Annotated in this window: 17 protein-coding genes; 3 read left to right on the top strand and 14 right to left on the bottom strand. The window is 72.0% G+C overall.

Features of this window, described 5'->3' with window-relative positions; all coding sequences use genetic code 11:
- Positions 1-26 precede the first annotated feature (26 nt).
- Complete coding sequence (lysX, locus tag OHS81_RS04185) at positions 27-3,344, bottom strand: bifunctional lysylphosphatidylglycerol synthetase/lysine--tRNA ligase LysX (protein WP_328382533.1); 3,318 nt, start codon at positions 3,342-3,344, stop codon at positions 27-29.
- 67 nt (positions 3,345-3,411) lie between these two features.
- The gene (locus OHS81_RS04180; protein WP_328382531.1) at positions 3,412-4,269 is read right to left on the bottom strand and encodes an Ig-like domain-containing protein; all 858 of its coding nucleotides are present in this window, start codon (positions 4,267-4,269) and stop codon (positions 3,412-3,414) included.
- 412 nt (positions 4,270-4,681) lie between these two features.
- Here OHS81_RS04180 and OHS81_RS04175 point away from each other — a divergent pair, with 412 nt between their 5' ends.
- A complete protein-coding gene (locus OHS81_RS04175) occupies positions 4,682-4,876 on the top strand; it encodes a hypothetical protein (RefSeq protein WP_086718035.1) in 195 nt (64 codons plus the stop codon).
- A gap of 45 nt (positions 4,877-4,921) precedes the next feature.
- On the opposite strand, the gene OHS81_RS04170 is transcribed toward OHS81_RS04175, so the two are convergent.
- From OHS81_RS04170 to xylB, 6 genes are all read right to left on the bottom strand, one after another.
- Complete coding sequence (locus OHS81_RS04170; RefSeq protein WP_328390890.1) at positions 4,922-6,136, bottom strand: phosphodiester glycosidase family protein; 1,215 nt, start codon at positions 6,134-6,136, stop codon at positions 4,922-4,924.
- A 198-nt stretch (positions 6,137-6,334) separates the two neighbouring features.
- Positions 6,335-6,973 carry an N-acetylmuramoyl-L-alanine amidase gene (locus tag OHS81_RS04165; RefSeq protein WP_328382527.1) on the bottom strand — a complete coding sequence of 213 codons (639 nt, stop codon included), beginning with the start codon at positions 6,971-6,973 and terminating at the stop codon, positions 6,335-6,337.
- A 243-nt stretch (positions 6,974-7,216) separates the two neighbouring features.
- Complete coding sequence (locus OHS81_RS04160; RefSeq protein ID WP_328382526.1) at positions 7,217-8,632, bottom strand: family 2B encapsulin nanocompartment shell protein; 1,416 nt, start codon at positions 8,630-8,632, stop codon at positions 7,217-7,219.
- 129 nt (positions 8,633-8,761) lie between these two features.
- Positions 8,762-10,174 (bottom strand): family 2B encapsulin nanocompartment shell protein, encoded by a 1,413-nt coding sequence (locus OHS81_RS04155; protein ID WP_328390888.1) that lies wholly within the window; start codon positions 10,172-10,174, stop codon positions 8,762-8,764.
- 156 nt (positions 10,175-10,330) lie between these two features.
- Positions 10,331-11,617 (bottom strand): ROK family transcriptional regulator, encoded by a 1,287-nt coding sequence (locus tag OHS81_RS04150; protein ID WP_328382524.1) that lies wholly within the window; start codon positions 11,615-11,617, stop codon positions 10,331-10,333.
- Between the two features lie 328 nt (positions 11,618-11,945).
- On the bottom strand, positions 11,946-13,376 hold the full coding sequence (gene xylB, locus OHS81_RS04145) for a xylulokinase (RefSeq protein WP_328382522.1): 1,431 nt from the start codon (positions 13,374-13,376) through the stop codon (positions 11,946-11,948).
- A 127-nt stretch (positions 13,377-13,503) separates the two neighbouring features.
- Here xylB and xylA point away from each other — a divergent pair, with 127 nt between their 5' ends.
- Positions 13,504-14,667 carry a xylose isomerase gene (xylA, locus tag OHS81_RS04140; protein WP_328382520.1) on the top strand — a complete coding sequence of 388 codons (1,164 nt, stop codon included), beginning with the start codon at positions 13,504-13,506 and terminating at the stop codon, positions 14,665-14,667.
- Positions 14,668-14,714: 47 nt separating this feature from the next.
- Here the strand turns inward: xylA and OHS81_RS04135 are convergent, their stop codons facing one another.
- On the bottom strand, positions 14,715-15,683 hold the full coding sequence (locus OHS81_RS04135; protein ID WP_328382518.1) for an acetylxylan esterase: 969 nt from the start codon (positions 15,681-15,683) through the stop codon (positions 14,715-14,717).
- A 133-nt stretch (positions 15,684-15,816) separates the two neighbouring features.
- On the opposite strand from OHS81_RS04135, the gene OHS81_RS04130 reads away from it, so the two are divergent.
- Positions 15,817-16,665: a hypothetical protein gene (locus OHS81_RS04130; RefSeq protein ID WP_328382516.1), complete on the top strand. Its 849-nt coding sequence runs from the start codon at positions 15,817-15,819 to the stop codon at positions 16,663-16,665.
- A 30-nt stretch (positions 16,666-16,695) separates the two neighbouring features.
- Here the strand turns inward: OHS81_RS04130 and OHS81_RS04125 are convergent, their stop codons facing one another.
- The 5 genes from OHS81_RS04125 to OHS81_RS04105 all read right to left on the bottom strand — a co-directional run bounded on the left by OHS81_RS04125 (position 16,696) and on the right by OHS81_RS04105 (position 23,494).
- Positions 16,696-17,535, bottom strand: coding sequence for an amino acid ABC transporter ATP-binding protein (locus tag OHS81_RS04125; RefSeq protein WP_328382514.1), 840 nt, complete (start codon positions 17,533-17,535; stop codon positions 16,696-16,698).
- Positions 17,532-18,317, bottom strand: coding sequence for an amino acid ABC transporter permease (locus tag OHS81_RS04120; protein WP_129298223.1), 786 nt, complete (start codon positions 18,315-18,317; stop codon positions 17,532-17,534). Before OHS81_RS04120 ends, OHS81_RS04125 begins: the two co-directional genes overlap by 4 nt.
- Positions 18,318-18,337: 20 nt before the next feature.
- Positions 18,338-19,135: a basic amino acid ABC transporter substrate-binding protein gene (locus OHS81_RS04115; RefSeq protein ID WP_328382510.1), complete on the bottom strand. Its 798-nt coding sequence runs from the start codon at positions 19,133-19,135 to the stop codon at positions 18,338-18,340.
- 141 nt (positions 19,136-19,276) lie between these two features.
- Entirely contained in the window at positions 19,277-20,197 is a 921-nt protein-coding gene (mmuM, locus tag OHS81_RS04110; protein ID WP_328382508.1) for a homocysteine S-methyltransferase, read from the bottom strand.
- 135 nt (positions 20,198-20,332) lie between these two features.
- On the bottom strand, positions 20,333-23,494 hold the full coding sequence (locus OHS81_RS04105) for a glycoside hydrolase family 2 TIM barrel-domain containing protein (protein ID WP_328382506.1): 3,162 nt from the start codon (positions 23,492-23,494) through the stop codon (positions 20,333-20,335).
- Positions 23,495-23,625 lie beyond the last annotated feature (131 nt).

Here is a 23,625-nt window from a genome sequence, read left to right as displayed (position 1 = left end):
CCGCAGCAAGCGGGACCGCGCTGCCCTCAGCGGCGCCGCACCAGCGGGAACGGCAGCGTCTCGCGGATCGACAGCCCCGTGAGGAACATGACCAGCCGGTCCACGCCGATGCCCAGACCACCGGTCGGCGGCATCGCGTACTCCAGGGCCTGCAGGAAGTCCTCGTCCAGCTCCATCGCCTCCGGGTCACCGCCGGCCGCCAGCAGCGACTGGGCGGTGAGCCGGCGCCGCTGCTCCACCGGGTCGGTGAGCTCCGAGTAGGCGGTGCCCAGTTCGGTGCCGAACGCGACCAGGTCCCAGCGCTCGGCGAGCCGCGGGTCCCGCCGGTGCTGGCGGGTCAGCGGCGAGACATCGGTGGGGAAGTCCTTGTAGAACGTGGGGAGCTCGGTCCGCTCCTCCACCAGCCGCTCGTACATCTCCAGCACGATGTCGCCCCGGCCCATCTCCGGCTTCACCGGCACCGACGAGGCAGCGCACAGCCGGCGCAGCGCCTCGGGTCCGGTGTCCGCGTCGACCTCCTCGCCGAGCGCTTCGGAGATCGCGCCGTAGACGGTCTTCACCGGCCAGATCCCCGAGATGTCGTGCTCGACCAGCCGGCCCTTCTCGTCCGCCTTGCGGGCGGTGGCGCTGCCGAACGCGGCGATCGCCGCGCCCTGGATCAGCTCCCGGGTCAGGTCGAGCATCACGTCGTAGTCGGCGAACGCCTGGTACGCCTCCAGCATCGTGAACTCGGGGTTGTGCTTGTAGGAGATGCCCTCGTTGCGGAAGGTCCGCCCCATCTCGAAGACCTTCTCCATACCGCCCACGCACAGCCGCTTGAGGTACAGCTCCGGTGCGATCCGCAGATACAGATCGAGGTCGTAGGCGTTGATATGGGTCTGGAAGGGGCGGGCGTTGGCGCCGCCGTGAATCTGCTGCAGCATCGGCGTCTCGACCTCGAGGTAGCCGCGCTCGATCAGACCCTGGCGCAGTGCCTGTACGGCCGTGCTGCGCGCCCGTACGTTGTCCCGCGAGTCCGGCGAGACGACCAGGTCCACATACCGCTGGCGGACCTTGGCCTCCGGATCGGTCAGCCCGCGCCGCTTGTCCGGCAGCGGCCGCAGGCACTTGGCCGTCAGCCGCCACCGGGTCACGAAGACCGTCAGCTCACCGCGGTCGCTGGTGCCGACCTCGCCCTCGGCCTCGACATGGTCACCGAGGTCGATGTCCGCACCGAAGCGTTCCAGCAGCTCCTTGCCGCTGCCTTCGCGCGTCAGCGCGATCTGCAGATCGCCCGACCAGTCCCGCAGCACCGCGAAGAGCACGCCTCCGTGGTCACGGGTGAGCAGCACCCGCCCGGCGATGCTGATGGTCTTGCCGGTCCGTGCGGCGGGCGTCAGGTCCGGGTACTCGTCGCGGACCTCGCCCAGGGTGTGCGTACGCTCCACGCCCACCGGGTACGGGTCGGTGCCGGCCTCCCGCAGCCGCTCCAGCTTCCGGTGGCGCACCCGCACCTGCTCGGGCAGCGCGGCCAGTTCCCGCTCGTGCAGCTCCTCCTCGGTGGCCGGTCCGGTCTGCACCAGGCCGAGCTCGTCCAGCGACGGCAGGCCCGCGGTGCTCGCCGGGGCCAGCACCCGCTTCTTGTGGCCCTTGCCCCACAGCTTGCCCAGGCTCGGCACGGCCACGAAGCCCTCGGCGATACCGGAGGCCAGGCCGATCCGGGCCAGCGCACCGGCGTCCGCATAGCACAGGAACCGCGGGTACCACTCCGGGTTGTACTTCGCGTTGGAACGGTAGAGGGCTTCCAGCTGCCACCACTTGGAGAAGAACAGCAGCAGCCGGCGCCAGAACTTCAGCACCGGCCCGGCACCGATCCGGCCGCCCTCCTCGAAGGCGGACCGGAACACCGCGAAGTTCAGCGAGATCCGGCGCACGCCCATGGCTCCGGCCTGGGCGCACAGCCGGGCCACCATGAACTCCATGACGCCGTTGGGCGCGGTGCGGTCCCGGCGCATGACGTCCAGCGAGATGCCGTCCTTGCCCCACGGCACGAACGACAGCAGCGCGATCATGTTGCCGTCGCCGTCGAACGCCTCGGCCAGCAGGCAGTCCCCGTCCTCCGGGTCGCCCAGCCGGTCCAGCGCCATCGAGAAGCCGCGCTCGGTCTCGGTGTCCCGCCAGGCATCCGCCCGGTGGATGACCTCCTGCATCTCCTCGTCGGTCAGCGCGGAGTGGCGCCGTACGCGGAAGGTCGCGCCGGTGCGCTCGACGCGGTTGACGGCCTGGCGGGTCACCCGCATCTCCCGGCCGTCGAGGTCGAAGTCCTTCACATGCAAGATCGCCTCGTCGCCGAGCTGCAGCGCCCCGAGGCCGCTGCGGGCGAACGCCTTGGCGCCGCTCTCGCTGGCCCCCATGACGGCGGGCTGCCAGCCGTACCGTCCGGCGACCTCCAGCCAGGCCTCGATGGCCTGCGTCCAGGCCTCGCGGTCACCGACCGGGTCACCGCTGGCCAGACAGACACCGGCCTCGACGCGGTAGGTGACGGCGGCCTTGCCGCTGCGGGAGAAAACCACGGCCTTGTCGCGGCGGGAGGCGAAGTAGCCGAGCGAGTCCTGGTTGCCGTAGCGGTCCAGCAGCGCCCGGATGCGGGCCTCCTCGTCGCCGTGCAGCGCGGCTTCCATGCGCTGCGAACGGAACAGGGTGGCGGCGGCGTTCAGCAGCGCCAGCGCCCCGAGCAGGCCGAGAACGGCGCTGGTCCAGTGCGGCGGATGGCCCTCGATCAGCCGGCCGCCGACGAGCCCGCCGCAGACGCGGTTGGCGGCCCACAGCAGCCGGTTGGCGGCGCCGGACTCCAGGGTGCCGGGGGCCAGCGAGACCAGTCCCCAGCCGATCAGCACCGCCGCGGCGAGCCCGCCGATCAGCACCAGGATCGCGCGCAGGAACGCGCCGCGCCGGGTGATCGCATAGAACTCGCGGTGCGAGACGAGCAGGAGCACCAGCGCACCGGCGCACAGCACCAGGGAGAAGGTGTACTCCCAGTACCTCTCGCCCAGGAACAGCGCGTCCGCGAGGCTGACCAGCACCATGTAGGCCACCACGAACCACAGTGCCACCTGTTTGCGGGCGGTCATCGCCGCGGCCAGGAGGAAGAGGAACACCGCATAGGCGAAGTTCGGCACCACCGGGATGGTGAGCGTGTTCAGCCAGTAGATCACCGGGTGGAATCCGCGCCGGAGGGGCCCGATCAGCGCCATCAGGGCACAGAAGAGCCCCAACACGCTGAAGATGATGGCGAAGCCATTGGGGACGCGGCGCCGGAAGCGCTGCCACCCCGTGAGTTGATCCTGGTCCTGCACGGTGCTCATTCCGTCACATTAGGCTTGGAAAGGGTTCAGCTGTGCGCCGCGCGGCGCTGGTTCTCTGCCACGGGGATCAGCCGTCATTCCAGTCTCCGATCCCGATGGCCCTGTTGTCTTCCCCTCGTACGGAGGGTGCGGTGACCTCTATGGGGTCACTCCTGTGGACCTTGCCACAAACCGGCTCCATGTCCGAGTCGGTGCAACTCCGGCCGATGGTGAACTTCAGGTCATAGTCGTGGACGAAGTAGCGGCCGCCGCCGGAGTCCACGCCGTCGAGAGCCGCCCGCAGCGTGACCTCGGTGCCCGGTTTCCAGGGCCGCGCGGGCCGCCAGTCCACCCGGTCGCCGCCGTCGCGGTCCGGTCTCCAGTCCCACGACCCGGTCATCCGGCTGTCGGTGGTGACGCTGAGCCGCCGCTCGACCGCGGCCCGGTCGGCCACCGGGAAGTTGAAGAGGATCGTCAGGGGCCGGTCGGCGCCGGCCGCCGCGTCCGGCGAGCGGGGATCGAGCATCAGCGTGTTGAGACCGGCCGCGGTCCCGGTGGTCAGCGACTCCTTGGCCGCGCCGACGCCGCCCCGGGCGTTCCTGGTCCGGGCGACGACGGAGTACTTGGTGCCCGGCGCGGTCTTCGCCCTGGACGTCCAGCTGGTCCCGCCGCGGCCGAGACCGCCGGGCAGCTGCCGTCCGCTGGGGTCGGTGACGGACACCTCGGTCAGGACGCCGCCCTGAGCCGTCACCTGGAGGCGGTCGCCGGCCTGCACGGTCCTGGCCCCGCCCGCCGCGCCCAGCGCCACCTGCACCGGATCGCCCTGCGGGGCTGCCTCTCCGCTGCCCCCGCACCCGGTGAGCGTGCCCATGGCGATCGCCGGGAGCAGCGCGAGTGCGACACGCCGCGGCCGGGAGGGCCGGTGTCGGCAGGGGGGCTGGCTCATGTCGGGTGCTTCCGTCTGCGGTGCGGAGAGGGTGGCGGTGCGGGAGGGGCGGTGGTGCGGGGTGGGCGGCGCTGTCGGCCGCTAAGACGAGGGATCGCCATCCTTCGTTGCAGGGAGTGATGTGATCCATGACACAGCGGCGGACGGGTCGTGGAGGTGCGGGGGTGGCGGACCGCAGCCTGGAGCTTGCGGTGATATGGGCGATTAATTCCGTACGTCCGATCGTCGCCGACCCCGTCCCGCGTCTGCCGCCTGCCCTCCGCGCCCTGTACGCGCCCGCCCGGTGCCCCGTAGTGACCCGCAGTGATCACCTGATCGGAGCACCCGGAGGAGAACCTGACATACCCCGAAATACGCCAAACTGGCCACCCCTTGCTGCCCGTTCGGGCGGCGGTTGAGGAGGTGTGCGTCGATGGCCATTTCCATCTCGGTCGTACTGCTGCTGGTCGTCCTGACCGTGATCTTCCTGCGCAGCGGCAAGCTCAAGATCTCGCACGCCCTGGTGTGCGCGCTGCTCGGCTTCTACCTCGCGAACAGCAGCCTCGCGCCGGACATCCACCAGGGGCTCTCCGGCGCCGCGGATGTGGTGAGCAGCGTGCGACCGTGACGGTGGCGGCCCCGCGACCGCCGTCACCGGCCGCCGCCCGGGCGCTCACCCGGCGGAGAACACCCCGATCGCATTGGGCACCGGCCGCTCCGCCCCGCCCGACGGATGGTTGCGGACCGTGGCCCCGTACCTGTCGCCGGTGACCAGCGTCGACGACCCGCCCCCGTCCAGGTCCATCGCGTCCCGAGCGCCCAACTCCACCATCAGGTCAGCCAGTTCGCGCACCGTCAGACCGGTCTGACCGGGGGCCCCGTCCAGCGCCATGAGATACAGCAGCCGCCCGCCGTCCCCGGTCCCCGCGGACGTACGCACCGCCACCGCGACGCCGTCCAGTCCGGCCACCGGCTCGTCGTCCCGCACGATCGGGAAGCCGCCCACCGCGAACCGCAGGGGGACCGGCCCCCGGCCGACGAGGCGGGAGACGAGATGCACCGGCTCACCGACCTCCAGCGTGCGCAGCCGCCGCGCCCCTTCCTCCCGGCCCACCAGCACCACACTGCCCCCGGGCACCCCGCCGCTGCCCGGGACGTCCTCCAGCGCCGTCACCCGGCCGTGCCGGACGGTCACCTCCGCGGTGTTCCTGCTGCACGGCGCCGCCCGGTCGGTGTCCGTGCCGCAGGTGGCGCGCATCCGGGACACCGTGCCCCACTGCGGGGTGTAGGCGCCGATGCCGCCGACGGGGAGGGCGTACTGGTTCAGGCCGCGCAGCGGCAGCGTCCCCCCGGCGGTCAGTACGGCGCCGCGCAGCGTGAGCCGGTCCAGCCGGGCCCGGTGGTCGTAGCCGACGCCGATGACGTCCTCGGTGGTCGCGCCCGGCGGCATGACCGGCCCGAACCGCTGGCCGTCGGGCACCGCGCCCTTCAGCTGCCGCCCCGCGGCCACCGCCGGGCCGACCGAGGCGCCGGTCGCCTGCACTCCCGGGTGCTGGGTTTCGGTGATGTTGAAGAAGTCGCCGTTGACTGCCCCCACCGCGCCGCGCTCGGCCGCCAGCAGGGACACCGGCGACCGCGCGCCGACCGCCCCCGGGTACAGCAGATCGACCGACACCCGCGGATCGGCCAGATCGACCGTCAGCAGATGCCCGTGCACGATGCCGCGCGGCACCGTCATCCGGAATTCGCCGTAGGCCACACCGGGTGCCACCAGCCGGGCGGAAGAGCGGTGCAGCGCGCTGTCCGCGGCGGTGGCCCGTGCCCCGCCCGCCATCCCTCCGCCGGCCAGCACCCCCCATGCCACCAGCACCGTCAGCACCGCGTGCACTCGACCGAATCGCCGCTTCACGATCCCCCCTGACGTCGTGTCAACTGTCCCAGGTGCCGGAGACGTTCACTATGACCCGGAGATGTCATCAATCCGTAGACCTGCACCACGGCCGTCGTGTCGCCGGCGCCGTCGCCGCCGGGGGCCGCACCGCGTCGGCCCGGCCGCCCCCGAAGGGTGTGCCACGGCGGGCCCGTGTCATCCGACGCCCCGCCAGGAGGCCTCGTTGACCAGCATCAGATAGCGCTCCCAGTCCCAGAACTCACCCGGGTCGGTGTGGTCGGTGCCCGGCACCTCGACATGGCCGATGATGTGCTCGCGGTCCTTGGGGATCCGATAGCGGTCACAGATGGCGGCGGTGAGCCGGGCGGACTGCTCGTAGAGCGGGTCGGTGAACCACGTCGGGTCGTCGGTCCAGCCCTCGTGCTCGATGCCGATGCTGCGGGTGTTGTAGTCCCAGTTCCCGGCGTGCCAGGCGACATCCCGCTCCCTGACGCACTGGGCGAGCTTGCCGTCGGCGGACCGTACGAGATAGTGCGCGGCCGCCTTGTGCCGGGGGTCCTTGAACAGCTTGAGGGTGTCCTTGTAGGTCTCCTGGGTCACATGCACCACGACCATCTCGACCGGGTACTTCGCCGGGCGGTGGGCCGCGGTGAAGTTGGACGGGCTGGCCGGAACCCACTGGTGCGGGGGGTAGGCGCCGCCGGCCGGCGCCGGCCGGTGCACCGCGGCCCCGGCCCCGGCCGCGGTGAAGGGAACGAGTGCGGCGGATGCGGCGAGCGCGGCCGCACCGGTGAGCAGACGACGGCGGTCCGGGCAGCGGTGGTCGGGCTCCATGTGAACTCCTGACAGGGACCGTGGGGGCATGGTTGCGTACATGTCACACACCTGCGGTGCGTTCATGATGCGCAACAGGGCATGCCCTGCCAAGGGAATGGCCGCTTTGCCAATGGCTCGGCCAAAGGCAGGAACGGCGCAGGTCAGGAGTAGGGAGATACCTGATCGGACGTCACCCGGGTGCCACGCCCCGACCCTGACGGCCGAACGCTGAGCGCAGCACCCGGACCCGGTGCCCGCCGGTCAGTGACCGATCTCTACGTCCTCCAGGATGCCCAGTGCGTCCGGCACCAGCACCGCCGCCGAGTAGTAGGCGCTGACCAGGTAATTGATGACGGCCTGGTCATTGATCCCCATGAAGCGCACCGACAGCCCGGGCCGGTACTCGTCCGGGATGCCGGTCTGGTGCAGTCCCACCACGCCCTGGTTCTCCTCGCCGACCCGCAGCGCCAGAATCGAGCTGGTCTGGTCCGGGGTGATGGGGATCTTGTTGCAGGGCAGCAGCGGGATGCCCCGCCAGGCGCGGACCGCCGTGCCCTCGCACTCCGCGGTGGTGGGGTAGATCCCCCGGGCGTTCCACTCCCGGCCGATCGCCGCGATGGTGCGCGGATGCGCCAGCAGGAACTGCGTCTTACGGCGCCGGGAGATCAGCTCGTCCAGGTCGTCGGGGGTGGGCGGTCCGCTGCGGGTGTGGAGGCGCTGCTTGAGGTCGGCGTTGTGCAGCAGCCCGAACCCGGGATTGTTGATCATCTCGTGTTCCTGGCGCTCGCGCAGCGCCTCCACGGTCAGCCGCAGCTGCTGGTCCAGCTGGTTCATCGGGTCGTTGTAGAGATCGGCCACCCGCGAGTGCACCTTCAGCACGGTCTGGGCCACGCTGAGTTCGTACTCCCGCGGTGCCAGGTCGTAGTCGACGAAGGTGCCCGGCAGGGCCGGCTCGCCGACATGGCCCGCGGTCAGCTCGATGGCCGCCTCGCCGTGCTTGTTCTGCGCGGGGACCAGCGCCTCGCGGAACTCCTCCAGGTGGCCGCGCAGCGACTCCGACCGGCCCAGCACCTCTTCGAGGTCGCTGCGGTAGAGGGTCAGCGCGGTCACCCGGGTCACCGCCCGCACGGAGTGCTCCCACTCCGCGTCCGGTGTCAGCAGCGCCGCGGCGCCGAGGGCGTCACCGTCGGCCAGCACCCCCAGGACCGTCTCGTCGCCGTACTTGCCGGCGCCGATACGGTCGAGCTTGCCGTGGGCGACCAGGATGACCCGGTCCGTGGGCGCGCCGCTCCGGGCCAGCACCTCACCGGGGGCGAACTCCCGCTGGACGAAGCGGTCCGCCAGCGCCTGAAGCGTCGCGGCGTCGGTGTACCCGCGCAGCGGCGCCAGCTCCCGCAACTCCGCCGGGATCACCCGGACCTCGGAGCCGGTCGAGGTGAACTCCACCCGGCCGTCGCCGAGGGTGTGGGTCAGGCGGCGGTTGACGCGGTACGTACCGCCCGAGACCTGCGTCCAGGGCAGGATGCGCAGCAGCCAGCGGGAGGAGATCCCCTGCATCTGCGGCACGGTCTTGGTCGTGGTCGCCAGCTTGCGGGCGGCCGCGGTGTCCAGGCTGGACCGGCCCTGCTCGACCGGGGACTGCTGCGGGCCGGACGTCGGATCCACCGATGTGGTCATGGAGAAGGCTCACCTGTTCTTGTCGGTGCGTGCTGTGCGGTGCGTGCGGGGCCTGCATATGCGTACGGCCGGCGCGGCCGGGCGGGGATCGGGCCGCTCCCGGGCGCGCCGTGCCCTTCCGCGGGCCGGTCAGTGGCCGATCTGTACGTCGTCGAGAACGCCCAGCGCATCCGGCACGAGAATGGCCGCCGAATAGTAGGCACTGACCAGATATTTGAGTACGGCCCGGTCGTCGAGTCCCATATAACGCACCGAGAGGCTCGGCTCGTATTCATCAGGAATTCCGGTCTGGTGCAGACCGACGACTCCCTGCTTTTCCTCTCCGGTGCGCAGCAGCAGAATCGAACTCGTCCGTTCCTTCGTCACCGGAATTTTGTTGCACGGGAAGATGGGTACCCCGCGCCAGGACGGCAGCGAATGCCCCATGACATCGACCGCGGTCGGGTACAGTCCGCGGGCACTGCACTCCCGCCCGATCGCGGCGATCGTGAGGGGATGGGCGAGCAGGAAGCCCGGGTCCTTCCACACCGTCGCCAGCAGGTCGTCGAGGTCGTCGGGGGTGGGCGGGCCGGTGCGGGTGTGGATGCGCTGCTTGAGGTCGGCGTTGTGCAGCAGCCCGAAGCCGGGGTTGTTGATCATCTCGTGCTCCTGGCGCTCGCGCAGCGCCTGGACGGTCAGCTTCAGCTGCTCCTCGACCTGGTTCATCGGGTCGCTGTAGAGGTCGCCGACCCGGCTGTGGGCGCGCAACACCGTCTGCGCGACGCTGAGTTCGTACTCCCGCGGCGTCAGGTCGTAGTCGACGAAGGTGCCGGGGAGGGACGGTTCGCCGTGGTGCCCCGAGGTGATGGAGACCGCCGATTCCCCCGTGGCGTTCGTCGGCTGTGCGGCGTCCTGCCCGGCCTGGGCCAGATGGTCGCGCAGCCCGGGGGAGCGGTCGGCGATCTCCGCCACGGCCTGCCGGGGCAGCGCCATCACGGTCACCCGGGTCACCGCGCGATAGCTGAACTCCCAGGTCCCCTCGGGGTCGGTGAGCGGCGCGTCGCCGAGGTGGTCACCGCCGGCCAGCGCTTCGAGCACCGCCTCTTCGCCGTATTTGCCGGTGCCGATACGGTCCACCCGGCCGTGTGCGATCAGCACCAGCCGGTCGCCCGGCGTGCCGGCCTCGGCGATCAGTTCACCGGGTGCGTAGTCCTGCTGCGTGAACCGCTCGCCGAGCGCGGCCAGTACCCCGGTATCGGTGAATTCCCGCAGGGCCGGCAGCTCGCGCAGCTCATCAGGGATGATCGAAACGTCACTGCCGCTGATATCGAAATCGATGCGCCCGTCGCCGAGGGTGTACGTCAGCCGGCGGTTCACCCGGTAGGTGCCACCGGAAACCTGCACCCAGGGCAGTAGCCGCAGCAGCCAGCGGGAGGTGATGCCCTGCATCTGCGGCGCGGTCTTGGTGGTGGTCGCCAAATTCCGCGCGGCGGTGGTGCTCAGACTGGAATTCTGGGCTTCTTCCGCACTGCCGGGCAGTGATTCGTCGGCAATCGTCACAATGCCACCTGTCTCTTCGGAGGGCGCGATGCGGACCGCCTCCGAAGCCCCCTTTCACGGGAGCTCCGCGGCAGCCCGCCGAACCGAAGATAGTGGTGCTGTTTTTATCGACACAATCGCTCGATGGGGTGGCATGGAATTCTCGTTCCATGGATAGGTTTAGCGGGTTCCATTCCGGGGAGAGTGTGCCGGGGCGCAGGAGTGGAGGGGATCGTCCAGCACGGTCTGCAGCGCCGCGTGCGCCGCCCCCAGCAGCGGCCCGTCCGCGCCCAGGCGGGACACCGCCACCAACGGCCCGGCGGACCGCCCGGAATCCGCCGCGACGGCCGTCCGCAGCGCCAACTCCCGCTCCAGGGACGGCAGGATCCAGGGCGCCAGTCCGGCCAGCGCGCCCCCGAGGACCACCGCCCGGGGGTCGAGCAGATTCACCGCCCCGGCGAGCGCGATACCGAGCGCCGTCCCCGCCTCGTGCAGCGCCCGCACGACGGCCGTGTCCCCGTCGGCGGCACGGCGCGCCAGCAGGCCGATACGGGCACCCGGCCCCGGATGAGCGGCCGCCGCCTGCCCGGGGGCGAGCCCGCCCGCACGCAGCACGGCCTCCTCGCCGGCGTACTGCTCCAGGCAGCCCCGGCCGCCGCAGCCGCACACCGGGCCGTCCGGATACACCGGCACATGCCCCAGCTCCCCCGCGAACCCCCGTGCCCCCCGCAGCAGTTGACCGTCCACGACGACCGCGGCACCGATGCCGATCTCCGCCGACACATGCACGAAGTCCGGGGGCGGGCCCGGCCGTCCGCCGCCCCCGCCCAGCCGCAGTTCGGCCAGCGCACCGAGGTTGGCCTCGTTCTCGACGGTGAGCGGGAGGGCCGGGGAGCCGTCCCGCGGGGCCGTCGCCCCGGCGAGCCCCGGCGCGAGATCGGCGGCCCGCCAGCCGAGGTTGGGGGCGTGCACCACGGTCGTCGCACCGCGGGCCACCAGACCGGGTACGGCCACCGCCAGCCCGGCCGGCCGCAGCCCCTCGGCGGCGATCGCGTCGGTCACCTCCGCGAGCAGCGCGGACAGCCGCCGCAGCACCGGCCCGGGAGCGCTGTGCCGGTTCGCGGCATCGGCCGCCAGCCGGGCCCGGACCCGCCCGCGCAGATCGACCGCACACACCGCCAGATGATCGACGCCTATCTCGGCACCGAGCCCGGCCGGGCCACGGTCGCTGACCGCCAGCTCGCCCCCCGGCCGGCCCCGGCCGCCGGTGGCCGCCCGCCCCGCCTCCACCAGCAGGCCCGCCCGCAGCAACTCGTCGACCAGGGGGGCCACTCCCGCCCGGGTCAGCCCGATCCGCGCCGCGACCGCCGGACGGGAGAGCGGCCCCTGCGCGGCCACGGTCCGCAGCACCCGGGCAAGATTGCGCCGCCGGATGCCGTGCTGGGTGTCGCCGCCGGCAGCGGTCACAGGGGTCTCCTAGGGTCTGTCGTCACACTCCCGTCTGCCCCGCGACGCCTGGCACGCACTCCCCCACGCCTGAACGGCGCGGGGGGACCCCCATCCGCGTTGTCGGGATCACCCCGGTACACCCAGTACCGGGGCGACCCTCCGCCTTGCGATCGCGCTCGGCATCCACCGGCTTCATCAAGGAGCCGAGACGGAGCGAGCGCAGCGAGTGCAGTGCACCAGGCGCCGCGGGGCCCGCCCTTCGGGCGTACGACGGGAGCGTGACGACAGACCCTAGGGGTGCGGGCGGGAGCGCGGTCCCTCCCGGTGGACGACTGCGGTGCCACGGTCACCGTCGCAGTAGTGCCCCGCCGTCGGCGAGCGTCGCCGCCAGCCGGTCCCAGGCGGCACCGTCCCGCGGCTGCGCCTCGTACTCCGCGCCGCGCGCCGTCCCCCAACGACGGGCCACCGCCGCCGGGTCCTCCTCCAGCAGCAGCCCGGCCGCCTGCGCCGCCGCGCCGAGCGCCACCAGCTCCTGCGCCTTCGGCACCACCACCGGGCGCCCCGACATCCGGCGGACGGTCTCCCGCCAGGCCCGGCCCTTCGCCCCGCCGCCGATCAGCAGCAGCGGCGTATCGGGCGCGGCATCCGCGTCCAGTACCCGGTCCAGGGCCTGCAGCAGCGCGAACACGGCGCCGTCGTACGCCGCCTGGAGCAGCTGACCGGCCGTCGTGTCGTGCCGCAGCCCGTGCACCAGGCCCGAGGCACCGGGCAGGCTCGGGGTGCGCTCCCCGTCGAGGAACGGCAGCATCACCACCTCCCCGCCGCCCTCCACGGCCTCCCGGTCGCGCCCCAGCAGCGCCGCCACCCGGTCCACGGCGAGGGTGCAGTTCAGGGTGCAGGCCAGTGGCAGCCAGTCGCCGCGGGCATCGGCGAAGCCCGCCACGGTGCCGGTCGGATCGGCGGGCCGGTGGGTGGAGACCGCATACACCGTCCCCGAGGTGCCCAGGCTCAGCACCGGCTGCCCGGGACGCAGGCCCAGCCCGAGCGCGGCGGCCATGTTGTCTCCCGTCCCGGCGGCCACCAACGCGCCGTGCGGCAGCGGCAGATCACCGGCGTGCACCGTCCCGGCGGCCTCGCCCGGGAGCGCCACCCGCGGCAGCGCCTCGGGGGACAGTCCGACGTGCTCCAGGATCTCCGGGTCGTAGGACCCGGTGGACGACGCCCACCAGCCCGTCCCGGACGCATCGCCGCGGTCGGTGACGGACTCGCCGGTCAGGCGCTGGGTGAGGTAGTCGTGCGGCAGCCGCACCGCGGCGGTGGCGGCGGCCGCGGCCGGCTCGTGCTCCCGCAGCCAGGCCCACTTGGCCACCGTGAACGCCGGCCCCGGCACACTTCCCACCCGCTCGGCCCAGGCCCGCGCGCCGCCCAGCTCCGCGATCAGCCGCTCGCTCTGGGGGGCCGGCCGTACGTCGTTCCACAGCAGGGCGGGGCGCACCGGCTCACCGGCCGCGTCCAGGGTGACCAGCCCGTGCTGCTGTCCGCCGACGGAGACCGCCGAGGCCTGCCGCGCCGCGTCGCCGCACCGGTCCAGCGCCTCGCCCAGCGCCCGCCACCACTGGGCGGGGTCGCTCTCCTTGCCGTTGCCGCCGGAGACCGTGTGCGGTGCCTGGCCCCGGGCCACGACCGCACCGGTCGCCGCGTCCACGACCAGCGCCTTGGTGGACTGCGTCGAGCTGTCCACCCCGACGACCAGCGGTCCTGCTGCCTGTGCGCCCATCGTGCACTCTCCCTCGGCGGCCCGTCTCCAGGGTTCCGGTCCAGGGGGTTCCCCGGTGTGCTGCCGCATATTAGTTTGGCCGCGGCGTAATTTGTAAAGCGCGTTGACGAAATCACCGGGAGTCGCGATGAGTCACCAGCCCGTGCCCGAGGACAAGTTCAGCTTCGGCCTGTGGACCGTCGGCTGGCAGGGCCGTGACCCCTTCGGTGACGCCACCCGCCGCGCCCTGGACCCCGTCGAATCGGTCCACCGCCTCGCCGGCCTCGGCGCGTGGGGCGTCACCTTCCACGACGACGATCTGATCCCGTCCGGCGCCGGGGACACCGAGCGCCAGGCGGCCGTCACCCGCTTCCGCACGGCGCTGGACGCCACCGGCCTGGTCGTGCCGATGGCCACCACCAACCTCTTCACCCACCGCGTCTTCAAGGACGGCGCCTTCACCGCCAACGACCGCGACGTCCGCCGCTACGCCCTGCGCAAGACCCTCCGCAATATCGACCTCGCCGCCGAGCTGGGCGCCCGCACCTATGTCGCCTGGGGCGGACGGGAGGGCGCGGAGTCCGGCGCGGCCAAGGACGTACGGGCCGCCCTGGACCGGATGAAGGAGGCGTTCGACCTCCTCGGCCAGTACGTCGTCGAGCAGGGCTACGACCTGCGGTTCGCCATCGAGCCCAAGCCCAACGAGCCGCGCGGCGACATCCTGCTGCCCACCGTCGGCCACGCCCTCGCCTTCATCGAGCGGCTGGAGCGCCCCGAGCTCTACGGCGTCAACCCCGAGGTGGGGCACGAGCAGATGGCCGGGCTGAACTTCCCGCACGGCATCGCCCAGGCGCTGTGGGCGGGCAAGCTCTTCCATATCGACCTCAACGGCCAGAGCGGGGTCAAGTACGACCAGGACCTGCGCTTCGGCGCGGGTGATCTGCGGTCCGCCTTCTGGCTGGTCGACCTGCTGGAGACGGCCGGATACGACGGGCCGCGGCACTTCGACTTCAAGCCGCCGCGCACCGAGGACCTGGACGGTGTCTGGACCTCGGCGGCCGGCTGTATGCGCAACTATCTGATCCTCAGGGAGCGCGCCGCCGCCTTCCGGGCCGATCCTGCCGTCCAGGACGCGCTGCACGCCGCGCGGCTGGACCAGCTGAGCCGGCCCACCGCCGAGGACGGCCTCGCGGGACTGCTCGCCGACAACGCCGCCTACGAGACCTTCGACGCCGAGGCGGCGGCCGCCCGCGGGATGGCCTTCGAGCATCTGGACCAGCTGGCGCTGGAGCACCTGCTGGGGAGTGTCTGAGAACCTCCGCCCGGCCCGGCCCGGCCCGGCCTGCCGTGCCGGGCCGCTCAGCCGCCGAACAGCTCGCGCACAAAGGCTATTTCGGCTGCCCGCTGCTCGCCGCCGCCCCCTTCATGGGCATTGAACCGCCATACCTTCAGCTCCTTCACGCCCGCGTAGTGGTGGTACGCGGCGAAGCCGGTGGACGGCGGCACCACGTCATCCCGCAGCGCCGTGCCGAAGAGCGCCGGGGCGGTGGCGCGGGCGGCGAAGTTCAGGCCGTCGAAGTGGTCCAGGGTGTGCAGTGCGGTGTCGATACGGCCCCGGGCACCCGCGAAGTAGCGGGTGAGCTCGCCGTACGGTCCGGAATCGGTGATGGCGACGGCCCGGCGGATATGGGTCAGGAACGGCACATCGATCAACGCGCCCGCCAGCCCGGGGACCAGCCCCGCCGTCGCCAGCGCGGCGGCACCTCCCTGGCTGCCGCCGGCGACCACGATCCGGCCGGCGTCCACCGCCGCGTGCCCCCGCGCCGCCTCCACGGCCCGTACCGCGTCGGTGAACAGCCGCCGGTAGTAGTAGTCCTCGGGGTCGAGCAGCCCCTGGGTCATCTTGCCGGGCACGCCCGGATTGCCGGAGCCGACCGGATCGGGGGTATCACCGGGCCGGTTGGGGCCGCTCTGCCCACGGGTGTCCATGACGAGGGTGGCGTACCCCGCGGAAGGCCACAGCAGCCAGTCGTGCACCGCCCCGCGGCCGCCGCCGTAACCGAGGTACTGCACGACGCACGGCAGCGGCCCCCCGGCCGCGCGCGGGAGGAGGAACCAGCCGCGGATACGGTGCCCGCCGAAGCCGGAGAACGTCACGTCATGGGTGCGCAGCTGCGCCAGCCCCGCATCGACCTCGGTGAAGCGTGCATCGAGGTCACGGTCACGGGCTTCGTCGAGGGTGCGCTGCCAGAAGGCGTCAAAACCGGCCGGCTCGGGGCGCGGCGGGCGGTAGCGGTGCAGCTCGTCCAGGGGCAGGTCGGTGAACACGAAAACCTCCGCGCCGTAGGGTGGCTTGCTGCCTGTCGCCAACGGTGCCCACGAGCCGGAGATTTCAGACGCGGAATGTTCCGGGTTGGTCACCGAGTCCCTGAAAACCGAGCAAAGAAGCGATCATTTCACCATGAGTTTTCCTCCGCCTCCGCCGCCGAGTCAGCCGCCGCAGGGCAACCCGGGCGGCTATGGCCCACCGGCTGGTGGCTACGTCCCGAGCGGTCAGGGCCAGGGCGGTTACGGCCCGGGTGGCTACGGTCCGCCCGCGGGCGGCAACCAGCCCCCCGGTGGCTTCGGCCCGCCCGCGGGCGGCTACGGTCCTCCGGGCCCGGGCGGCCCCGGGGGCCCCGGCGGCTGGCAGCAGCCGCCCGGCCCGCCCGGCGGTGGCGGCAACGGCAAGACCATCGCGGCGATCATCGGGGCCGGTGTGGTCGTGCTGGCCGCCGTCATCACCGTCATCGTGGTCAACACCGGCGGCGGCAGCAGCAACAACCGTGCCCAGTCGCCCGGTTCGAGTGCCGGCGCCTCGCCGTCCGAGAGCGCGTCCGCGACGCCCTCCGACACTCCCACCCCCGCCGGGACGCCCACCGACAGCGCCTTCGAGAGCAGTACGCCGACGCCCACCGACACCAAGATCCCGTTCTATCTGCTGACGGCCGGCGACTGCTACGACCGCCCACCGGGCGGTGGCGGCAACAACGACAAGGCCTCCTGCAACGGCCCGCACGACGCCGAGGTCGTCACCACCCACCGGCTCGCATCCGGCCTGACGAACGAAGCCGGCATCAGGGCCAAGGCGTCCTCGCTGTGCCGCAACGAGCTGGAGAGCAAGGCGGCCCGGCAGCCCGCCGGGACCGCCGAGGGCACCTTCGTCCAGTACCCCACCCTCGACGGCTACAAGATCGGCATCAGGACCATCAGCTGCAGTCTGGCGGGCAACAGCACCGGCACCAGGAAGCTCACCAAGCCGCTTTCCTGAGCCGGCACCGCAACCGCCGTCATCGGCCGGTCAGCGATCGATGCGCTTGCCGGCCGCGCCGGAGTCCGTGACCTCGCCGACCTCGGCGGCGGCCGGATCCAGCACCCGCGCCAGGAACGTCCTGGTCCGCTCGTGCCGAGGGGCGCCCACCACCTGCTCGGGAGTGCCCTGCTCGACGATCACCCCGCCGTCCATGAACACCACCCGGTCGGCGACCTCCCGCGCAAAGCTCATCTCATGGGTGACGACGAGCATCGTCATGCCCTCCTGCGCCAGCCCCCGCATCACCGCCAGCACATCGCCGACCAGCTCCGGGTCCAGCGCCGAGGTCGGCTCGTCGAAGAGCATCAGCTCCGGGTCCATGGACAGCGCACGGGCGATGGCCACCCGTTGTTGCTGCCCGCCGGACAACTGCGCCGGATAGGCAGCCGCCTTGTCACTGAGCCCGACCCGTTCGAGGTTGGCGCGGGCGATCCGCTCCGCCTCGGCGCGGTCACGGCGCAGCACCCGCCGCTGGGCAATCGTCAGATTCTCCAGCGCGGTCAGATGCGGAAAGAGGTTGAAGGCCTGGAAGACCATCCCGATCCGCTGCCGGACCCGGTCGATGTCCACGTCCGGGTCGGTCACCTCGGTGCCGGCCACCATGACCCGGCCCGCGCTCGGCTCCTCCAGCAGATTCACACAGCGCAGCAGGGTCGACTTCCCGGACCCCGAGGGCCCGATGACACACACCACCTCACCGCGCGCCACCGAGAAGTCGATCCCGCGCAGCACCTCCAGCTCACCGAACGCCTTGCGCAGGCTCTGGACGTCGATGGCCTTCGCATCGGTCGTCCCCGGTGCCGCCTGGTCGGTCGTCACGCCGCTCACCTGGCCTTCGCCGTACGGGCCTCCAGCCGACGGACCAGTTGGCCGAGCGGGAGGGTGATCACGAGATAGAGCAGCCCGGCGATCAGGATCGGGGTCAGGCTCTTGTGCTCATTGAGCGCATCGCGCCCGAAGTTGGCCAGCTCGAACTGGGTGAGGGAGAGCCCCAGCAGATACACCAGCGACGAATCCTTGGTCAACAGGATCAGTTCATTGGTCAGCGGCGGCAGCACGATGCGGAACGCCTGCGGAATGACGATCGAGATCATCGCCCGGCCGTGCGACATCCCCAGGGAACGCGCCGCCTCCGTCTGCCCCTTGGGGACCGCCTGAATACCCGCCCGGATGGTCTCCGCCATATACGCCGCGCCCACCAGCCCGAGCGACAGCATGACCGTGACGTTCATATCGAGCGCGACCTCGAAGGCCAGCGGCACACCGAAGCCGAGCGCGATGAACACCAGCAGACAGGGGATCCCGCGGAAGAACTCGATATAGGTGACCGCGATCCAGCGGTAGGGCGGCACCGAGGAGAGTCGCATCAGGGCGAGCACCAGCCCCAGCGCCAGACCGAAACCGAAGCCGAGCAGGGTGTAGAGGACGGTGTTGACCAGCGCCGTGGTGATGATGTCGGGGAACAGCGCCTTCGCGACCTCCACGTCGAAGAACGCCATCCGCAGCTGATGCCAGTCGGCGATCAGCGCGAAGACCACCACGGCGAGGACCAGGACGCCGTACTGCACGCCGCGGATCACCCGGGCGCGCTGTCGTTTCGACAAGGACATGACGGACATGACGGCGGGCCTCAGCTCTGCGGGGTGGTGCCGAACCACTTCTTGTAGATCCGGTCGTAACTCCCGTCGGATTTCGCCTTCTTGATCACCGCGTTGATCTTCTTCCGCAGTGCGTCGTTCCCGGTGCGCACACCGATGCCGTAGTGCTCGCCGGTATTGAATTCCGCGGTGACCGCGGTGTCCGGATTCTGCTTCACATAGTCGAAGAGCACGCCGTTGTCATTGATGCCGGCATCGACCTGGCCGGACTTCACGGCGGTCAGCAGCAGCCCCAGATCCTCGAACTCCACCAGCTCGACGCCGGTGCCGTGCTTCTTGGCGTAGATCCCGCCGGTGGTGGCCTTCTGGTAACCGAGCTTCTTGCCCTTGAGGTCCTCGACCTTCTTGAAGGGCTTGCCCTTCTTCGTCAGCAGCGCCTGGGTGGCATTGAAATACGGGTCGGAGAAATCCATGACCTTGTCCCGCGCGGGCGTGATCGTCATGCCGGCGGCGGCCAGATCGCATTTGCGGATCGTGAAATCCTGGCCGGTCTCAATGCCTTCGAAGGGCGTATTGACGATCTCCTGCTTCACGCCCAGATCCTTGGCGACCAGGTCCACCAGATCCACATCGAACCCGACGACCTTGCCGTCCTTCTTCACCTGGAACGGCGCGTAGGGAAGGTGGGTGCAGGTCTTCAAGGTCCCGGAGGAGACCAGTTCCAGGCCGCCGGAACCCTTCTTCCCGCCGGACGTGGTGCTGCTGCACCCCGCCAGAACGGCGACGGCTGTGGCGACGGCTATGACAGGCAACGCGGAGCGAGCGGACACAGGCCCTCCAGGGGCAGGATGAACATCAACCAAGCCGTGCGTGCTGCGATGTGGCTGCATCCTGCCATCGGCCCGGGGCTCTGTCGCCGCCGCGTCGGTTGCGTCTGTGTAACGCCTTCGGCCCGCATCCGGGCCGCCGCGTCAGCGGCCGAGCCCGGCCGCCAGCTCGGCAATGGCGTCCGGGCCCACCCGGCAGCAGCCGCCGATGAGCCGGGCACCGTCCGCCGCCCAGGCCGCGACCCGGTCCGCGCGGAACGCCGCCTCGCCGCGCCAGGCCCGCGCCCCGGCGTCCCAGCTCTCCCCGCTGTTGGGGTAGACCACCACCGGCTTGCCCGTGACCTGTGCCGCCGACCGCACCGCCCGGTCCGCATCCTCCGGTGCGCAGCAGTTCACCCCCACCGCGATCACCTCATCCGCCTCGGCCGCCACCGCGAACGCCTCCGTCAGCGGCTGCCCGGCCCGGGTACGGTTCCCCGCCACGCTGTACGACAGGTAGGCCGGCACACCCAGTCCGCGCACCGCCCGCAGCAGCGCACGGGCCTCGTCGGCATCCGGCACCGTCTCCAGCGCCAGCACATCGGGCCGCGCCGCGGCCAGCACCTCCAGACGCGGCCGGTGGAACCGCTCCAGCTCGTCCACCGACAGGCCGTACCGGCCGCGGTACTCGGACCCGTCCGCCAGCATCGCCCCGTACGGGCCCGCCGAAGCGGCCACATACAGCGGCCCGGCAACGCCGGCGGCCGACGCCCGCCGGGCCGCCTCGCGGGCCAGCTCCACACTCCGGCCGAGCAGCGCCGCGGCCCGCTCCTCGCCGATACCGCGCCGCGCGAACCCCTCGAACGTCGCCTGATAGCTGGAGGTGATCGCGACCTGCGCCCCGGCCTCGTAGTACGCCAGATGCGCCCGCACCACGGCTTCCGGCTCCTCGGCCAGCAGCCGGGCCGACCACAGCGCGTCGCCGAGGTCGTGCCCGGCGGCCTCCAGCTGATGGGACAGCCCGCCGTCGAGGACCACCGGCCCCGCGGCGAGGGCGTCGGCGAGCGGCGGGGACGTGCTGACCATGATGCGAAGCCTCTCGGTGCTGCGGGACGCGTGGGTGCTCACGCCTCACCCGGATCGTATCGCCGACCGGTGACAACGCCCCTGGCCGCAGTGGCGCACGGCCGGTGTCCGGCCGGCGCCACGTCCGGCGCGTGCTCAGTGCAGCGACGAGAACACGAACGAGAACCGCGCCGGCGCCGCCTCCAACCGGTGCTGCGGCAGTACCCCCGGCCCGCACGACTGGCTGCCGATGCCGTGCTGGGCATGGTCGAGATGGAGCCACAGGTCCTCGCCGGGCCGCAGATCCGTGGTGTGGCGGGCCGCGGCCAGCTCCTCGGTCGTCCACCGGCGGGCGGTGAGGAAGAAGTCCGGATCGCCCTCGATCCGCAGGCCCGAGCCGTCCGAACGGGTCAGCTCCGCCCAGCGCACACCGGGCCGCGCACCGTTCTCCTGCGGCCGCACATACGGCGTCTGCAGGGCGTCCACCGGCATCGACCAGCGGCCGACCCGGGCGGCCGCCAGGGTGTCCGGATAGCCCTCGCCCGGCCCGCCGCCGAACCACCGGACCAGACCCAGGCTGCCGCACACCCGCATCCGCACCCCGAGCCGGGGCAGTGGCACCGGCCAGTCACCCTCGGGGTCGACGCTCAACTCCAGCCTCAGCAGTTCCCGTTGTGCCGTCCAGCGGTAGACCGTGTGCAGCGCCAGCGGCGACCCGGCCGGGGCGACCCGGGACCGTGCGACCACGGTGTCCGGGCCGGTCTCGACGGCATCGACGCGGTGCCGCATCCGGTGCAGGCCGATCCGCCGCCACTCGGTGGCCGGTCGCGGCCCCGGCTGCCAGGGCGCGGCCTCGTCGTTGTCGGTCGGCGCCCGCCAGACATCCAGCCGGGGGCCGCCGATCCGTACCCCGTCCAGATAGGCCAGCGCCCCCGTCCCCGCGTCGAAGGTCCCCGGGCCGAGGACGATCACATTGCCCTCACCACGGCGCGGCGTAGCGGTGGCGGCCGGGGGAGTGACGGCGGGGCGCGGGGCGGCCGGCAGCTGGCCCCAGGCGATCTCGTGCCCGGCGGAGGCCCAGGGGGTGTCCTCGTCCAGCACGGCCCGGATGGTCCAGAGCGCTTCGCCCTCGTCGCCCCTGGTGCCCCTGGTGCCCTCGGTGTCCGGCCCGACCGGCGGCGCCGGCAGCGCCACCACGGCCGACTCGCCGGGCCCCAACGGCGGCACGGTGAGCCGGCCGTGACCGCGCGGCTCACCGTCCACCTCGTAGCTCCAGTGGAAGCCGAGGTGGCTCAGGCCGGCGAAGTCGTACAGATTGGTGATCCGGAGCGCGCTCGCCGTGCCGGCCTCGTGGGCCCCGGCCCCGGCCCCGGCCTCGTGGGCCCCGGCCTCGATCCGTACCGGTTCGACGACCTTCTTGAACTCCAGCAGGCCCGGGGAGGGCACCCGGTCGGGAAAGACCAGGCCGTCGCAGACGAAGTTCCCGTCGTGCAGCTCCTCCCCGAAGTCTCCGCCATAGGCGTGGAACACCTCACCGGCGGGCGTACGCTGCCGCAGCCCGTGGTCGATCCACTCCCAGACGAAACCGCCCTGGCAGCGTTCATAGCGCTCGAACAGCCGTTGGTACTCGCTCAGCCCGCCCGGCCCGTTTCCCATCGCATGCGCGTACTCGCAGAGGAGGAAGGGGAGTTGACGCCGTCGGGCGTCCAGCCCCGGATCGGACAGCGGCGCCTCGGCGCGCCGCCCGATGCGCTCCACCTCGGCGTGGTCGGCATACATCCGGGAGTAGACATCGGTGTCGGCGCAGCTGGGGTCGCCCTCGTAGTGCAGCGGCCGGGACGGGTCGCGCTCACGCATCCAGGCGGCCATGGCGGACAGCCCGCGCCCCGTACCGCACTCGTTTCCCAGCGACCACAGCACGACGGCGGGGTGGTTCTTGTCCCGCTCGACCATCCGCCGGGCCCGGTCGAGCAACGCCGGTTCCCAGCGCGCGTCATCCACCGGATTGTCCCGCCAGCCCTGCCCGCCGAACCCGTGGGTCTCCAGATCGCACTCCTCGACCACCCACAGGCCCAGCTCGTCGCAGAGGCCGAGGAAGGCGGGGTGCGGCGGATAGTGGCTGGTGCGCACCGCGTTGATGTGGTGCTGCTTCATCAGCAGCAGATCGTGGCGCATCGTCTCGGGGCCGACGGCCCGTCCGTAGCGCGGATGGAACTCATGGCGATTGACGCCGCGCAGCAGGATCCGGCGTCCGTTGACCTTCAGCAGTCCGTCCTCGACGCAGACGGTACGGAACCCGATGCGCAGCGGGACCCGTTCACCGGAGGTCACCAGCTCCCCGTCGTAGAGGTGCGGCGCCTCGGCCGTCCAGGGGCGCACCGGTACCGTCGCGCTCTGGCCGGTCGCCAGGTCGAGGCCGAGCGCCGGGACCGTCACCCGGCCTTCCGGCTCGGACTCCACCCGCAGCGTGCCGTGGCCCGTGACGTGATCGAACCCGGCGTGGACGAAGTGATCGGCGACCGCCCCCTCCGGACGGCGGTGCAGCATGACCTCCCGGAAGATGCCCGGCAGCCACCACTGGTCCTGGTCCTCCAGATAGCTGCCCGACGACCACTGGTGGACGCGTACCGCCAGCACATTGCCGCGCGGCCGCAGCAGCGGCCCGACCTCGAATTCATGCGGCAGCCGGCTGCCCTTGAAGTGGCCCAGCTCCTGGCCGTTGAGCCAGACCCGGGCGCAGGATTCCACCCCGGCGAAGTGCAGCACCGCGGGGCCCTCGCCCCACCCCTCGGGCAGATCGAAGACCTGCCGGTGATCGCCCGTCGGGTTCTCGTCCGGCACCCGCGGCGGATCGACCGGGAAGGGGTAGGCGGTGTTGGTGTACGCGGGTGTTCCGATCGGCCGCGCGGTGCCGCTGCCCTCGTAGGAGCCGTCGGAGGCGAAGCGTCCCTGGAGCGCCCAGTGGCCGGGCACCCGCAGCTCCGGCCAGTGCGCAGCGTCGAAGTCCGGGCGGGCGAACGAGTCGTCCTCGGCGGTGGCGCCCGCCGAGAGCCGGAACCGCCAGCGCCCGTGCAGCGACAGGCGGGCGGCATCCGACCTCGGGTACCAGGCGCGCGGCGGCAGGGCCCCGCTTCCCGGTGAGCGGTCCTCGTAGTACGGGGGGTGCTGGTCCTGGGCGGTGTGGTGCGGTGTGGTGTCCGTTCCGTCGGCGCTCCGGGATGACGGTGCGTCAGTGGAGCGGGTCGGCGGTGCGTCGGCGTTCCGGGGTGGTGGTCCGTACGACGTGTGGTGCGGCGCGTGCGGCGAGGTGCCGGTCACTGGTCCTCCTGCTGCGGGCGACGTGCCTGGCGGTGGGGGGATCAGCCCAGCGAATCATGTGCGGCGGCACGGCGCAGCCGGATGAGGAGGATGGGGCCGGGGCGCCGCGGGGTGCTGCCCAGCGGCCGCCC

This window comes from Streptomyces sp. NBC_00400 (genome assembly GCF_036048035.1).
In the GTDB taxonomy this organism is placed as follows: domain Bacteria; phylum Actinomycetota; class Actinomycetes; order Streptomycetales; family Streptomycetaceae; genus Streptomyces.
The sequence above is the reverse complement of the archived record's forward strand: the minus strand, read 5'-3'. Positions and strand labels throughout refer to the sequence as shown.